Below are 15,993 nucleotides of genomic sequence, written 5' to 3' on the forward strand. Positions count from 1 at the left end.
TGAGTATAAAATAACTTCATTGAATATTTAGCCTGGCGGTAACTTCCAGTGTCCAACTCTATTTTAATATGTATTATTCAGTCCTCCATCCAGAGGAATACTTGTTCCGGTAAGGTAAGACGCATATTCTGAAGCTAAGAAAGCTACCAGATGGCCATATTCTTCAGGTTTTCCGAACCTTTTCATCGGGATTTTGTTTTCACGGGCTTTTTTTATTTCATCTGAGGACGCATTGGTTTGCTCTGCTTCATGATTCACCAGCTTCTGAATACGTTCTGTATCAAAATACCCGGTCAGAATATTATTCACGGTAATATGATGCTGAGCCACTTCATTGGATAGAGTTTTTGCCCATGCCACTACAGCTGAACGGATAGAATTCGAAAGTGCCAGATTCCCGATAGGTTCTTTTACAGAAAGTGAAGAAACATTAATGATACGCCCCTTTTTCTGTGAAATCATATAAGGAAGAGCCAGTAAAGTAGTTTCACAAACCGTTTTAAAAAGAAGATCAAAGGCTTTTTGATAGTCTTCAGTGTTTTTTTCAAGCGCCAGTCCTGGCTCCGGACCATTGGTATTATTCACCAAAATATCTATAGAATTCGTATTAAAGTATTCTCTAATACTCTTTTTATAATTATTAAAATCTGAAAAATCAACCACCAGATACTGGTGTTTCTGCTCAGGACCTACAATGGGTAATGAAGCCATAAAGTCTTTAAGCTTTGCTTCGTTGCGGGCCATAATGGTAACATTGGCTCCACATTTTGCCAGTTCAATGGCTATTCCTGCTCCTATTCCCTGCGTAGCTCCTCCTACCAGTGCATTTTTTGAAAAAAGTTGAATATCCATTGTTCAGTAATGATTAGAAATTAAACAATATAAAGGTAAGAAAAACCTGAATTCTAAAAAAGTTTGTCTTTAGAATAGTATAATTACAACCTTTGATATATAATAAAAACACCGACTGACGCCAGTGTTATATTTGTGTTATCAGAATTTCCGCTATTACAATACCTGATATGGGAACTTATACAGAACTAATCTCCGATTCGGAAAACCAACAACTGAGTAGATGTTGCTGCCAGGTTCATCCCTGCTCCTCCGCAGTTACCAGATTGTCCTCTCCCAAGCGTTATTGTCCATGTCCTATTCGCAGGAACTGTCGTAGCATAAGTTACGGCTCCACCATGATTGGAAAGGGTTCCTTCTACGTGGGAAGCTGTACTATGTATTCTGGTTGTTCCGGAATTGAGAGGAAAGTCTATAAAGTATGAGCTGATATTACAGCCTGTTGCGTTATGTGTTGCTTCATACACAAAGGTAATCTGATAAGTTCCTGCCGGAAAAGTAATTGTGCTTGTTCCTGCATTAAAGCTCATTCCCGAAATAGAGTTTTTAATGACAGACATAGGAACGACCTGTGAACCCCCAGCCCCCTGCGCCTGTAAAAAATTCGCTTGGGCTGTTTCCAGTCGGAAAACCGCCGGATTGGGAATAGATAACGCTCCTAATGTGCCAATACTTTTTACAATACCACTAGCATCAATGACCATTAAGGGATCGGTAGTCGTATTCCCGGCAGTAACCCCCTGCAACCGTAACGGATTAGTAGCGTTGACATGTAATTTGTTGGTGGGCGCTGTAATGCCAATTCCCATATTTCCTGCTGCTGTTACAGCGACATCATTGGCTTGCTGGACAGTGGATGGAACCCCGGTAGCCGGATTATCTTTGGCTGCATCAATGTTAAAAACTCCTTGTGGATTAGAGGTCTGAATACCTACCTGGGCATCTAAGAAAGAAAAATGCCCTATTAAAAGAATTGAAAAGTAAAAGATGTGTACTTGTTTCATAATAAATTATTTTTCTGATTATTATTAAAAATATATTGTCTGAAATTGAGAATGCAAAATCTAATTAAATACAATTTTAATAATGACTTTAAACAAATCACCATGTATGGATTAACAAATATAATGATAATTATTCATTAATAATTAAACATATATACATAATTATCAACAATAATATAAACAAAAAAATACCAATAAATCATAAAAACAAAGAATTAAGGCATCGTATTAAACTAAATACAACCCATAAATAAATCCATATAAATGCAAAAAATTAACTTTATGTTCATAAAAAAATCACAACCTTTAAATACTTCAAAGGCTGTGATTTAAAAATTGATTCTGCCAATTATTGAACTACCGTAGCTTCCAGCTCTACTTTCAAGGTTTCAAATAACCCATTGACTTCAAGCATCGTAACTGCTTGCTCAATATTATGGGCTGCAATCCATTCCTGAAGAACAGGAAAATGAGGCCATAACTCCTGAGTTGAAGTGGTATAGATATTTAATCTTACAATTCCTCTACACTCATACCCTGCTGCTGTAATTACTTCTTCAAGATTTGCTATTGCCTGCTCCAGCTGACTTTTCATATCTTCATTACTGGAAGTACCATCCGGATCAATGGCTGCCTGCCCTGAGCAGTATAAAGTACTTTCTACATTCTTTACCTCTACAGCCTGTGCATAGCTTCTCTCATTTTGCCATTTCCATGGGTTTATAATTCTTTTTTTCATTGTTGAATTTTGTTATACGTTACTGTGCAAAATTGCAGAATAGGTATGGCAAAATTCTGTGACCGCAATCACGATTATCAAGTGAGAAAGGTCACAGTTTATATTGGTAAACGGCTCAAGGTTTCCCGGGAAACTCCCAGATAAGCTGCAAGTAATGATTTTGGGACACGCTGTACGAGAGACGGATATTTCTTCAAGAGCTGTTCATAGCGCTCTTTTATCCCGGTAGTCATAGTAGAAATAATGCGTTGTTGTGCAGAAATAAATCCCATATAGGCTTTTTCCAGAAAGAAATGTTCCATTTTAGGGTGAATACTGCATATTTTTCTGTAATCCTCAAGGGTAAGACATAATACTTCCACATCTTCTATGCATTCCAATGACATGGTTGCTTTTTTGCTTTGATAATAAGCAGGAAAATCGGTTTCCCACCAGTCTTCCATTGCAAATCCTATGATGTGTCCCTTTCCGGTATCATCAGTATATACTAATTTCAGAAGACCTTCCAGGACAAAGTAATTGTAGGGTACAAGCTCTCCCTCCTGTACTAAAAACTGATGCTTTTTATATTTTTTATAGGTAAAACAGGAAGATATATATTCAAATTCTTCATCACTAAGAGGAAGTACTTTTTCGATATGAACTCTTAACCGGTCAGGCATATTCTATTTCTTAGGATATAAAAATACTGTTTTTTCACGAGGAAGATTACAGCGGCTCATCCATCTTTTTTATGTATTACGTTCCACGCAGATATAAGAAGAGTTCTTTTTGTCATAGAATACTTCTATAAAAGGTTCATCTTGTAATCCGATCTGAAAAAGGAACTCCAGATCTTCATTCCACTGCATAGGAACATCATCTTCCGGCCAGGTCATTGCCCAACCACCCTGATAAGCAAAAATCCCATCGTTGGAATAGATAGGATGAGAAGCCATCCAGATATCTGTGTATTCATCGGAGGCAAAAGCAAATAAGCTGAACAAGTCATTCTTATCACCATCATTTTCGGTAATCCATTTCTGAATTTCCTCATCACCATAATGCATTAATGTCTCAAATGGTGGGTAAATTTCTATTGTTTTTTCTGTTAAAGCAGTGTATGTATGCAAATCAACCGATTCTATATCAATCGGTAAAAAGCTGAATTCATCCTGCTCTTCCGTAATCCCCATCCATTGATCTAAATGTTTTATCAGAAAACGAACTGGTTCGTTTTCATTCGCATAAGCGATGATTTCATTGGAATCATTGGCTGAAACAAACACCTGTGCCTTACGGATCATGGGTTGTGCCTTTTCCTTCAATTGGTCTACATTCATAAGAAATATAAAAAATGGTATTGATGTTTTTAAATAACTTTCTTTCGAATCAAAAATAGTCCATATCCCCATACATTACAACCTTCAGAACATTATTCATGCTAAAGTTAAGTTTCAAAAGGATAATTTTCACCCAGCTTAGTATGGATAACATTCAATGCATCATAAAACCTTTGTCTCACAGATTCTGAAATCTCATTATGCTCCTCAAAGTACACATCCAACTGCTGAATAATGAGTGCCATCTGCAGCCATTGTTCAAAATTGATATGCATGGACTGTAATTTTTCATCATAATCATGATCATAAAAGAAAACAACTCCATTTCTATCCAGAAACCATTGATCTCCCTGTCCATTCCCGGCAAAACACCAATAATCAGGCAGTATAAATTCCTTATTTTGATTAACTGCTTCAACAGCATTATACAAAATAGCTTCCGATGCAATCTCTGTTGTTTTGATTAAAGGAGCCAGCTTTTTGTAATATTCGGGAAAAGGAAAATCAATGGTTTTGGGAAAATTCTGTACGTTCCCTTTTTCCTTTAAAATTTCAGCTACTATTTCTTCAATGGATCGTATTTTAAATGACATTATTGCTATGCTTTATCATGAGTTCTCAGTTTACATTCAATTTTCAGGTCATACTTCTTTACAAGATTTATAAAAGCCTGAGTAACAAATTTAATTCCTTTATTTTCATCCTGAACAGCATATTTTATATCCGGCAACGGGATATCTTCAAAGCTGAAACCCATTCCTTCAAAATCTTTTACAATAGGAGCTGATTTCAGGAATAAAGCTGCATAGACAGGTATAAGCTGGCCTTTCAGCATACAGGGAATAAATTCAATTTCCTCCTGAAGTTCTTCTTTTAAAGCTACCACTGCTTTTTCAGAAAATAAATCACCTACTCCACCTGTATAGCAGGTATAAATATCATATCCTTTTAAAAAGTCATTCAAATCCAAACAATGCTGATCTGTAAACTCTTCTTTAATAGGAATGCTATTATTTCTAATAGTCGTTTCCCTGTATTCGGGAAGCTGAAATTTATTAAAAATATTTCCCTGCTTATCAATCACTGAAAAGTAAAAGTCTTCCTTCGGATGAAAGGAAAATAAGGTGTACAAATTCATGTCTTATTCATTAACATTAGCCCAATATAGCAATTCTCCAGTCCCTAAGAATATTTATGGTATTATTTCAGTAATAAATCAATCTCCTGATAAAAAGAATCTTTGCTGTAATCTGCCACTCCGGTATGATGAAGACGGATTTCTCCTTTTTTATCCAGTACAACAGTAGTAGGCAATGAACCGTTATAAAGTTCTCCCGGAATAGTCCCTGCAGGAGTTATAAAAGGAACCGTAAATCCTTTTTCCTTTAAATAGGCTTTTCCCAGAGCAGGATTATCGTCAAGGTTTACTGTAAGAAAGACCATATCCGGATGAGTCTTATACTTATTATAGAGTTTTTCAACTGATGGAAACTCTGCCCGGCAGGGAGGGCACCATGATGCCCAGAAGTTGATAAAGACAACTTTATTTTTCAGATGAGAGGGATCAATAAGGATTCCGTCTTCATTTTTCAGCATCAGCCCTGTATAAGCAGCTTTACTTCCTGATTTCTCCACAGATTCAGAAATACTGGAATTAAGAATTCCTGTAGATGCCACCTGTCTCATCAGCCATGCTTTGGCGTCAGGACTAATCAATACAATGATCAGTAAAACTGTCATGATCACTGTAGACCAATGAGCCCTCATCCATTTTTTTAAATCTCCCATACTTTTCATTCTGATAATATGAATTGTGATTTCACTTTAAAAATTTGATTTTCAAAAATATAAATTTTTAGTGCGATTAAATACAATCTATCTTCTATATTTCTATAACCGAAAGAAAAAATAGAACAATTAGTCTAGATAATTAATATGTTTTACATAAGTTCTGCTATATTTGCCCAGGATTTAATGAAGGTCGATAAAAAAGACGAATCAGAAATTAATTTATTCAAATAATAAAGCTTCTGTGTGTAACTTATTTTCCATTCATTCAACTAATCAATAAACTCAGTTCTATAGAAGAGATCTACTACTTTAACAAAAACTAATGCAAATATCTTTTTTCAAAATTACCGCAGCCACCGCTGCGCTCTGTTTCAGCACTCTGGTGATGGCTCAGCAGCAAACCCGTTCTGTAAGCGGAACAGTGAAAGACAAAAAAAACGGCGAACTGCTGATTGGTGTAACGGTAAAAGTAAGCGATGATCCTTCAATAGGTGTTGTAGCTAATGAATATGGGTTTTACTCACTATCATTGCCGGAAGGAGATCACACCATCATCATTTCCTATCCGGGTTACAGAGATTTTGAGCAGCAGATCAAAGTAGATCAGAACATAAAGCTGGATTTATTCCTCAATCAGGAAGAGCAAAAATCCAATACCATAGATGAAGTGGTGGTTTCCGGAGTCAAGAAGGATAAAAATCTTTCCAGTGCTCAAATGGGGACTGAGACATTAAATATCAAAAATATAGAGAAGCTTCCTGTATTGTTTGGTGAAAAGGATGTTATGAAAACCATACAGCTTCTGCCGGGTATTAAAAGTAACGGTGAAGGAAGCAGCGGCTTCAGTGTTCGTGGGGGTGCTACGGATCAAAACCTGATTCTTCTGGATGAGGCTCCTGTTTACAATGCATCGCATTTGCTTGGCTTTTTCAGTACCTTCAACAGTGATGCTCTGAAGGATGCCAGTATTATCAAAGGAAACAGCCCGGCCCAGTATGGAGGACGTCTTTCTTCGGTAATGGATGTGAAAATGAAAGACGGAAATAATCAAAATTACAATATTAACGGAGGAATAGGACTGATCAGCAGCAGGCTGAGTGTAGAAGGACCACTTCAGAAGGAAAAATCATCTTTTATTGTATCCGGAAGAAGAACGTATGCCGACCTATTTCTTAAATCTTCCAAAGACTACAAAGACAATAAGTTATACTTTTATGATCTCAACCTGAAAGCCAATTATCAGATCAATGAGAATAACCGTATTTATCTTTCGGGATATTTCGGAAGGGATGTATTGGGACTGGGAGATACTTTCTCAACCGACTGGGGAAATACTACGGCAACGTTACGCTGGAACAGTATCATCAACAGTAAACTGTTCTCGAATACCTCATTAATCTACAGTAATTATGATTATAAAATCGGTCTGAAAAATAATGAGAGTGAGTTCAAATTAAATTCAAAGATACAGGACTGGAATCTTAAGCAGGACTTTACCTGGTTTGCAGGAAACAAACATTCCGTACGCTTCGGTCTGCAGTCTATTTACCATACACTTACTCCAAGCAGTGCTTCGGGAACGATTGTGAATTCTTATTCAAGAAATCCGAGATATTCATGGGAAAATGCTCTGTATATCAATGATGATTTCAAAGCAACAGAAAAACTTACCATTAATTATGGACTAAGACTTTCTCTATTCAGTGTATTGGGTGGAGATACTTTCAATACCTATGAAAATGGAGAACTTTCGGAAAGTCAATATTTAGAAAAAGGTAAATTCGGAAAAACATATACGAACCTGGAGCCGCGTATTACAGCAAATTACCGCATCAATGAGGTAAGCAGTGTGAAAGGAGGTTATTCAAGAAATACCCAGAATCTTCATCTTTTAAGCAACAGCAGCAGTGGAAATCCTACTGATCAGTGGATCGGAAGCAGTTACTCTGTAAAGCCTGAAATAGCAGATCAGATCAGTGTTGGCTACAGCAGAAACTTCAAGAACAATAATTATGAACTGAACGCAGAAGTCTACTACAAATCTATGCAAAACCAGATCGACTTCAAAAACGGAGCGCAGATCGGATTCAGTACTGCTGAAGATGTAGAAAGTGAACTGCTTTTCGGGAAAGGAAGAGCTTACGGGCTGGAACTTATCGCCAAAAAGAAAAGCGGAAAGCTGACAGGCTGGATCTCCTATACGTTATCCAAAACAGAAAGAAAGATCAACGGAATCAATGATAACCAATGGTACAACGCCAGAATGGACAAAACTCATGATCTTTCCATAGTAGCCACTTATCAGCTTAATTCAAAATGGACTCTTTCTGGATTATTCCTTTACAGTACAGGAAATTCAGTGACTTTCCCTGTCGGAAAATATGAACTGAACGGACAGACTGTATTCCAATACAACAACAGAAACGCTGACAGAATGCCTGCTTATCACAGAATGGATCTTAGTGCGACCTACGAACCGGAATCAAATAAACGTTTCCGCGGATCATGGACATTCGGAATTTATAACCTGTATGGCCGTGAAAATGCTTACACCATTACTTTCGAAGACAATCCAAACAACCCGGGAACCACCCGCGCCATGCAGACTTCCCTTTTCCGTTGGGTACCTAACATCACTTACAATTTCAAATTTTAAATCATGAAAAAAGCATTCTTTATCATATTATCTGCATTTACATTAACTTCTTGTGAAAAAGAGATCGATCTGGATCTGAATGACCAGAGCGGAAACATTGTCATTGAAGGAAATGTCACTGATAAAAATGGTTCATATACTGTAAAAATCACCAAGACTGTCGGTTTTGCCCAGCCTAATCAATATCCGGCTGTTACAGACGCTCAGGTTATTTTAAGTGATAATACCGGACAAACAGAAACACTGGGGTATACAGGTGACGGAGAATATAAAACAAGTACCTTTCTCGGAGTACCGGGAAGAACCTATACTCTTAAAGTTTTAGCAGAAGGGAAACAGTATACCGCACAAAGTACCATGCCAAAGGCTGTGGACTTGGAGGGTCTTGTACAGGATTCTTTTATGTTCGGAAGTAAGAAAAGCTATACCCTTCTTCCTGTTTTTAATGATCCTGCAGAATTGGGCAACCGTTATCTTTTCAGCTTTACCATCAATAATTTACCTAAAAAGTACATCAGCGTACTTTCTGATAATTTAAACAACGGATTACCTAATCAATGGACTTTAGGACTTCCTAATGATGATAATAAAGGCAGAGATCACGAAGTAGTACCCGGAGATGTTATTTTGGTTGAAATGCAGTCTATCGACACTAATGTATTCACTTATTACAGCGCACTTCTTAAGATTTCGGAAGGCTACGGTGGGAGTGTTACACCTGCCAATCCGCCAAGTAATATCGATAACGGAGCTTTGGGATATTTCTCAGCACATACAGTAAGATCTCTTGTTACACAGATTCAATAGGATTTTCTATGGCTACAATAAAAACGGTTATTCCAGAGTATTGGAATAACCGTTTATTTTTATTAATTTATATAAAGAACTCTTTTGAGGAGCTTCGGGAGATCATCATAAAAAAGAATCACAAAAAACAACTGGATAAAATAAATAAGTAAAAAAAATAATTTAAAAATGCCAGCAATCGCTGTGAAAAACATGTCAACTTAAATTTTTATCCAGTGCTCTTTTACCTCCTTATTATGAGTAAGGTGGTATACATTTAATGAGTTTTATTAAAAATTCTCATTACAAGATGTTTTTAGTTCTGAATGGGATAAACACTGCCTTATAAAGACCTAAACGAGTATTGTGCCCCATTCAAAATCTATTTTATTACTTTTGTAAAATTAATTCGTTCAGGCAGAAAGTCTGGTGATTTATATCCGTTTAAAATGTGATTTAAGTTACAAACTGGACGTTTATTCAACAGCCTGCGTAGAAAAATTATGATCTCAAAATTTATTTTCAATAATCAGTACCTTTTTGATGAGCTGCCTGAGTCTGATAAGGATTTACTTATAAGGGTAATGAAAACTAAAAACTACCGCAAAAACGAGGCGATATTTACGGATGGCACAAAACCCAATGGAATTTATTATCTGAAGGAAGGAAAGATAAAAAAATATAAGGTAGATAATGATGGAAGGGAACAAATCATTTATATCTACAGTTCCGGGGAATTTTTCGGATACTCTGCTATTTTGAGCCAGGAATCTTATGGAGATACTACTTCCACTCTTGAAAATTCTGTCATATCATTTATTTCAAAAGACAGCTTTCTCGAAATTATTGACCAATCTCCGGTTTTTTCAAGATTGTTATTAAAGTCTTTAAGCCATGAGTTCAGTGTCATGGCCAATCTTATTGCAGTTTTATCTCACCGTACTGTCCGAGAGCGGGCTGCACTGAGCTTGCTGATCCTGCATGACAAATACAAACCCAATAACTTACAGGAAGAAGAGGTATTGATCTCTTTATCCCGGGTGGACCTCGCCAACATGGTAGGAACCGCCAGAGAAACCCTGGCCCGTATTCTCAATGATTTTAAGCAGGAAAAACTAATCAGATCGGAAGGAAGAAAAATACAGATTCTTAACTTTAAGCAACTCATCCATATTGCTAACCTTTATTAATAAACCGCTTAACTGCCCATATTTAGGAAAAATAGTTTCCATTTCAAAAAACTCCTGACAGACTGTTGTCATACCCTGTTCTTAATTTTGTAATCAATTATTTAAATACAGAATTATGAAATTAACATCATTAAGAATCATTACCAAAGACATCAGGCAATCGGTTCAGTTTTATGAAAGAGCAATAGGACAAAATGCACAATGGTATACGGAAGATTTTGCTGAACTTCCTACCGGTTCCATTACTATAGCTATTGGAAGCACCCATACCATGAAAATGTTTGGTGGTGAAGATTTTACTGAATCTAAAGGCCAAACCAGTACCATTATCGAGTTTTTAGTGGCTGATGTAGATGCTGAATTTGAAAAAATTAAAAATCTGACAGATCATATTGTGCAGGAACCTACCACAATGCCTTGGGGCAATCGCTCTCTCCTGTTCCGTGATCCGGATGGGAATCTGATTAATTTCTTTACGCCTGTAAGTCCGGAAGCTATTCAAAAGTTTAAATAAAGACGGAAGCCGGAAGATAGAAGTTACTTTCAGATAAATATTTACTATAGTACTTAATCAATAGGTTTCAATGGCTTACTATCTTACGGTTTTTTCCAATTAAAGATAGATTCTCATTGGTTTTACTGCAAGAATATTAAAACAAAAAAAGGAGGCTTTTCTGCCTCCTTTTTAGTTGTACTAGTAACCACACCTTGGATTTCTTTATAGTAATTTGTGTTTTTTTCTTATCATTTGGTTTTTTCAAGAAATCCACGTTTAAGGTCATTCATACGCTTCTATATTAATCTCATCACTTATTAATTCTTTCTCATCACTTGTGTTTTATATAACTATAGTTTATTATTTTTACAGTTATTTCATTTACCTGTGATCATGAAGTGAAAAAACTAAAAAAAAGCATTCGCATTTCATTTGGTAAATTTTATACTACAAAGTAACAACATCGCAGGATAATATCACCTACAAACTCCGTAGATACATATCGGATATTCTATAGATATTTATCGATAAAAATTTAAAATGGATGAAGAAGTGCGGAATATCCCTTAGTGGATCTATATTTTATGATGGGTCTTGATAAGATCAATGAGCTCAACAAGATTTTCAATTTTCAATTTTTCAAAGATATTTTTTTTGATAGTGCTTACGGTATTTTGCTTTATATTTAAATTATTTGCAATTTCCAGATTGCCATATCCTTCGGCATACAATTCTGCAATCTGCAGCTCTCTTTTGGTTAAACTGCTAAGCGGGCTTATTACATTTGGATTATAAATAAACTGTACCAATAAATTTCTTGTCAGATCAGAGAAATATTCTCCTTTCTGGATAAAAACTGAGATGGCCTGTCTTACTTCATCCTCTTCACTCAGCTTGCTCAGATACCCATTAGCTCCGGCTTTTATAAATTTAAGAGCATACAGATCTTCTTCAAGTCCTGTAAAAACAAGAATTTTAATATCCGGATTTACACTTTTCAATTTTGGTAAAATGTGGAGACTGTTTCCTTCTGGAAAATGTGCGTCAATAATGGCAATTTCAATTCCTTTTGTCTCTACCAGCTCCACAGCCTGTTGTAAAGATGAAGTATGATACACTTTAGCATTGGGAGCAATATCACTAATAACGATTTCCATTCCCTGTCTTACAATACTGTGGTCATCTGCTAAAAGGAATGTTATCTCCCTGTTTTCAATTGGCATTTCCATTATTTATTATTGATATTTAAATTGATCCTGAATGTTACCTGTGTTCCTTTGTGTAATTTACTGGAAACCGAAATTTCTCCTTCAAACAATTCTACAATTTCCTTAACAAGGTTCAATCCCAGTCCTACTCCAAGATTATCCACCTCATCTGAAACAGTTCCCTGATAATAAGGATCAAAAATCTTTTTAAGATCAGATTCCGAAATTCCCACTCCGGTATCTCCTACTGTTGTGATCAGGGTAATTTTATCATTTCCCAATGGCTCTGTTGCCATAACAAGATCTATTTTCCCGTTTTCCGTATACTTATTGGCATTTCCAAGAATGTTCATAAAAATCTGGTTAATTCTGATGTTATCAGAGAATACCACTATTCCTTCGGGAATCCTGTCCGTTACCGCAAACTTATTATTTCGGGTTTCCAGATAAGGAGAAATAACTTTTACAATAGAACCAATTTCATCTTTAAGGTTAAAAACAGACTTTATAAGTTTCTTCTCAGCATCCTGATTCTTTGTATATTCCAGAATCTGGTTGGACTGTAAAAGCAGAGTGCTATTGGTAAATTTAATAGATTTCAGATAATCTTTAATTGTCTCATCTCCTGTTGTTCTGTAAATCTTATCAATAAAAATATTAATGATCTTCAATGGAGATCTTAAATCATGGCTCAGCATTCCCAGGATCCTGTTCTTGAAGTTCAGGTTGTTCTTAATTTCCTTATTGGCAGCATTCAGTTTTCTTTCATAGATAAAAGCTACTCTTGTAAAGTACATGATCAGAATAGATACGATGAACATCAGAATCATCAGCCCAAGTACCAGATATCTTCTGATCTTATTATTGTCAGAGCTTTGCTTGGCATATTCTTTTTCGAGTTCAGATTTGAAATCCTTGATCGCATTTTCATATACATCGATCAATCCATTACTATAGACCAGCAGCTTACTGAAATTACTGTAAAACTGTATATTCTCACGCTGATTTTTGATGGCATACTGCTGTGCTTTCTTTACTTCCGCCGCATAATGCTTATCCATAGACTTCAAAGCCTTATTCATTTCAGTCTTTACATTGGAAAGGTCTATCGTTTTATTATTTGTTAAAGTAATGACTGTACTTTCTTTCTGAACGTTAACTTTTCCTGTAATGGCATCTTTTAAACGTCCCATAAACCCTTTCTTCTTGATCGTATCAGCATAGGTACGGGTCTGTACATTGAAGTTCTCAAAGTCATTCTTATACTTTTCCGGCTCGTACTGTTTATCCTCAATCTTTGCAGGAGCTTTCAGAGAAGATTCGTATACAGAATCTATAAGTGTTTTCAGTTTGGTAACCTTCAGGGTATCCATTTTCTTCTGGGCCAGGCTTTTTTTCAGTCTTGGGCTTGTATTTTCATACTCCCCGATCTTATCAAAATTCTTTTTCAGTTTTCTAAGGGATTCAAAATAAAGCTGTAGATCCTTATTATCCTGGGTGGCCATATATCTTTGAAGATGCTCCTGGGCATCCATAAAATCCTTTCTTGAATTATCCGTTAATCCGCCGAGAGCCCTGCTATCTTCAAGCTGTGTCTTGATAAACTGCAACTTTTTCTCATTGACAACCTCATTATAAAAAAATACGCCTATAATTACCTGTATCAATAAAATACACATAATCAATGAGTAATGAACAACCTTCCTCAATTTAAAATTTAAGAATTTATATTTCATGTCTACTGCCAGCTAAATTAATCTTCTGTTTTCTTAAGTCTCTTTTATTAGTTTTAAACAATATAATATTATTAATAAATATTTAATAATCGTAACATATTATTCAATTGACAAAGTTAAATTAATTTTTGTCTACTCAATAATATAAAATATCTGATAAAATTAAGAAAACAAGGTCTTATTTTACATTAAAAAGCCTATAAAACCTTTGCTTTTCATTAAAGTAAATCTATTTTTTTAAAGGAGATGCAAAATTATGGTTTCATCAAAATATTTAAAATATGTTCTGATAGGGATTCAGACCTGTGTCAATATCATATTTTCAGTTTCCAAAATTGTATGGTTATTTTTTTGTCTTGCGAAAGTAATTTCCTGTTTTTACAAGTTTTTTGATCTGTTGTCTTTATTTTTGCCGGATAACAATATCTATGAAATATTATACTGTACTGCTTTTGATTCTGTTCAGCTTTTTTGCAAAAGCACAGAAAGAATATTCTGAATTAACTGAAAAGGCATCAGAATTAATGGAGGAAGCCAAAGATGAGACCGGGTACCGAAATGCACTTGCCCTATATGAAAAAGCATTTAAAATGTATCCTGAAAATATAGACGGAGAAGGTTTGTATAATGCATCGGTATTGGCTTCAACACTGAAAAATAATGAAAAGGCATTTCAGTATCTTATCCCACTTTCTCAAATAAAAGATGACGGAAACAATTATCCCGGCTGGAGCTATATCTTTGGTGAAAATGCTGAAAAAGAATATAAAAACCTACTTTCAGATCCGGCATGGAATGCTTTGAAACAAAAAGCGTACGGATATAAAAAACAGTTCTATAATGAGCTACAGGAAAGGGAAACTGAGTTTTATCACACCCATAAAAGCACCCTAAGTACAGTTGAAAATCCAGAGGCTTTGTACAGAGAAATCAAAAACTTCAACCCTTATGAGCCAAAAAAGGATCGCGACTACTCTATTGCTTTCAAAATAAATGATTCTGCCACCACTTCGTTTATTATTCATCTACCCCAAAATTATAATCCTCAAAAGAAATATTCTTTACTCTTTTTTCTTCATGGTGCGGTAAGAAATAATGAACTGATAGATTACCAGAAGGCTGATTGGAATTTAGGCGGCTGGAACAGGTACTATACAAAATATGCAGAACCGGATGATGTGATTCTGGTCTTTCCAAGGGCTAGTAAACAATATAACTGGATGTTGTCTGACCATGGTTTTTTTATGATTCCCGGAATGCTTAAACAGATCAAAAAGTCCATAAATATTGATGATAATAAAGTTTTTATATCAGGACATTCGAACGGAGCAACAGGTTCTTTTTCCTATCTGATGAAACAGCCCACACAATTTTCAGGATTTTATGGATTCAACACTTATCCAAAAGTTTTTACAGGGGGAACTTTTGTAGAGAATATTAAAAACCGCTCGTTTATTAATTTCTCAACAGATAATGATTACTACTATCCGCCCAATGCCAACGATGATTTTACAAAACTGATGAACGGAATATCTGCTGATTACAAGGAGTACCGTTATAATGGATTTCCTCATTGGTTTCCTCAATTTAATGAATCGGAACCTGCCTATCAGATTCTCTTTAAAGACCTGAAAAACCGAAAAAGAAATCCGTTTCCAAAAGAAATCTCATGGGAGTTTGATGATAATAAATATGGAAATATTGACTGGATTTCCGATATAAAACTAGATACTCTAAACAGGACAATCCGCCAGCATAAAGAACTGAACTTTACAATAAACAAATGGCTGGCTTATGATGACAAAGACAGTCTTATTGCCAAACAAGTTGATAAAAAAGCATTTGATTTCCCAAGAAAATCTGGTAAAATAAAAGCAGTATATGACCATAATGTTTTCCGGATTGAAACATCAGATATTAAATCTTTTTCAGTAAACATATCCCCTGAAGCTGTGGATCTGAAGGAAAAAGTAAAAGTGTATGTCAATGGGAAATTATATTTCAGTGAGAAAGTAAAATATAACCGGGAATTCATGCTGCAGATTTTTAATGACACTAAAGACCGGGAACAGATCTGGATCAATTATATCAATGTGAAAATATAAAATCTGGTCCATCGCCTTACAAACAGAAAACGGGTTTTCCTTGGAAGCCCGTTTTTTATTTTGTACAGAAACAGTAAACAACTAACAAATCTTGTCATAAGACAGGCT

At 35.5% G+C, this 15,993-nt stretch carries 15 protein-coding genes; 5 read left to right on the forward strand and 10 right to left on the reverse strand.

The window, feature by feature from the left end:
- Positions 1 to 63: 63 nt before the first annotated feature.
- The 8 genes from M2372_RS06320 to M2372_RS06355 form a co-directional block, all read right to left on the reverse strand.
- Positions 64 to 852: an SDR family oxidoreductase gene (locus tag M2372_RS06320; RefSeq protein WP_123319586.1), complete on the reverse strand. Its 789-nt coding sequence runs from the start codon at positions 850 to 852 to the stop codon at positions 64 to 66.
- Between the two features lie 188 nt (positions 853 to 1,040).
- Positions 1,041 to 1,856, reverse strand: a complete 816-nt coding sequence (locus M2372_RS06325) for a hypothetical protein (RefSeq protein ID WP_123319587.1) — start codon at positions 1,854 to 1,856, stop codon at positions 1,041 to 1,043.
- Between the two features lie 349 nt (positions 1,857 to 2,205).
- The gene (locus M2372_RS06330; RefSeq protein WP_123319588.1) at positions 2,206 to 2,595 is read right to left on the reverse strand and encodes a RidA family protein; all 390 of its coding nucleotides are present in this window, start codon (positions 2,593 to 2,595) and stop codon (positions 2,206 to 2,208) included.
- 98 nt (positions 2,596 to 2,693) lie between these two features.
- Entirely contained in the window at positions 2,694 to 3,257 is a 564-nt protein-coding gene (locus M2372_RS06335; protein ID WP_123319589.1) for a Crp/Fnr family transcriptional regulator, read from the reverse strand.
- Positions 3,258 to 3,326: 69 nt separating this feature from the next.
- Positions 3,327 to 3,917, reverse strand: a complete 591-nt coding sequence (locus M2372_RS06340) for a hypothetical protein (protein WP_123320109.1) — start codon at positions 3,915 to 3,917, stop codon at positions 3,327 to 3,329.
- Between the two features lie 107 nt (positions 3,918 to 4,024).
- Positions 4,025 to 4,510, reverse strand: a complete 486-nt coding sequence (locus M2372_RS06345) for an SMI1/KNR4 family protein (protein ID WP_115972382.1) — start codon at positions 4,508 to 4,510, stop codon at positions 4,025 to 4,027.
- A 5-nt stretch (positions 4,511 to 4,515) separates the two neighbouring features.
- Positions 4,516 to 5,055: a hypothetical protein gene (locus M2372_RS06350; RefSeq protein WP_123319590.1), complete on the reverse strand. Its 540-nt coding sequence runs from the start codon at positions 5,053 to 5,055 to the stop codon at positions 4,516 to 4,518.
- Between the two features lie 62 nt (positions 5,056 to 5,117).
- Entirely contained in the window at positions 5,118 to 5,705 is a 588-nt protein-coding gene (locus M2372_RS06355) for a TlpA disulfide reductase family protein (protein WP_123320110.1), read from the reverse strand.
- A gap of 325 nt (positions 5,706 to 6,030) precedes the next feature.
- Here M2372_RS06355 and M2372_RS06360 point away from each other — a divergent pair, with 325 nt between their 5' ends.
- From M2372_RS06360 to M2372_RS06375, 4 genes are all read left to right on the forward strand, one after another.
- Entirely contained in the window at positions 6,031 to 8,364 is a 2,334-nt protein-coding gene (locus tag M2372_RS06360) for a TonB-dependent receptor (protein WP_115972384.1), read from the forward strand.
- A gap of 3 nt (positions 8,365 to 8,367) precedes the next feature.
- The gene (locus M2372_RS06365; protein ID WP_123319591.1) at positions 8,368 to 9,171 is read left to right on the forward strand and encodes a DUF4249 domain-containing protein; all 804 of its coding nucleotides are present in this window, start codon (positions 8,368 to 8,370) and stop codon (positions 9,169 to 9,171) included.
- Between the two features lie 482 nt (positions 9,172 to 9,653).
- Positions 9,654 to 10,340 (forward strand): Crp/Fnr family transcriptional regulator, encoded by a 687-nt coding sequence (locus M2372_RS06370; protein WP_123319592.1) that lies wholly within the window; start codon positions 9,654 to 9,656, stop codon positions 10,338 to 10,340.
- Between the two features lie 115 nt (positions 10,341 to 10,455).
- Entirely contained in the window at positions 10,456 to 10,854 is a 399-nt protein-coding gene (locus M2372_RS06375; RefSeq protein WP_123319593.1) for a VOC family protein, read from the forward strand.
- Positions 10,855 to 11,411: 557 nt separating this feature from the next.
- On the opposite strand, the gene M2372_RS06380 is transcribed toward M2372_RS06375, so the two are convergent.
- Positions 11,412 to 12,065, reverse strand: a complete 654-nt coding sequence (locus M2372_RS06380; RefSeq protein ID WP_123319594.1) for a response regulator transcription factor — start codon at positions 12,063 to 12,065, stop codon at positions 11,412 to 11,414.
- On the reverse strand, positions 12,065 to 13,723 hold the full coding sequence (locus M2372_RS06385; RefSeq protein WP_228438809.1) for a HAMP domain-containing sensor histidine kinase: 1,659 nt from the start codon (positions 13,721 to 13,723) through the stop codon (positions 12,065 to 12,067). The genes M2372_RS06380 and M2372_RS06385 overlap by 1 nt, the downstream gene beginning before the upstream one ends.
- Positions 13,724 to 14,208: 485 nt before the next feature.
- Here M2372_RS06385 and M2372_RS06390 point away from each other — a divergent pair, with 485 nt between their 5' ends.
- Entirely contained in the window at positions 14,209 to 15,885 is a 1,677-nt protein-coding gene (locus M2372_RS06390) for a hypothetical protein (RefSeq protein WP_123319595.1), read from the forward strand.
- Positions 15,886 to 15,993 lie beyond the last annotated feature (108 nt).

The organism is Chryseobacterium sp. BIGb0232, assembly GCF_024810195.1.
In the GTDB taxonomy this organism is placed as follows: domain Bacteria; phylum Bacteroidota; class Bacteroidia; order Flavobacteriales; family Weeksellaceae; genus Chryseobacterium; species Chryseobacterium pennae.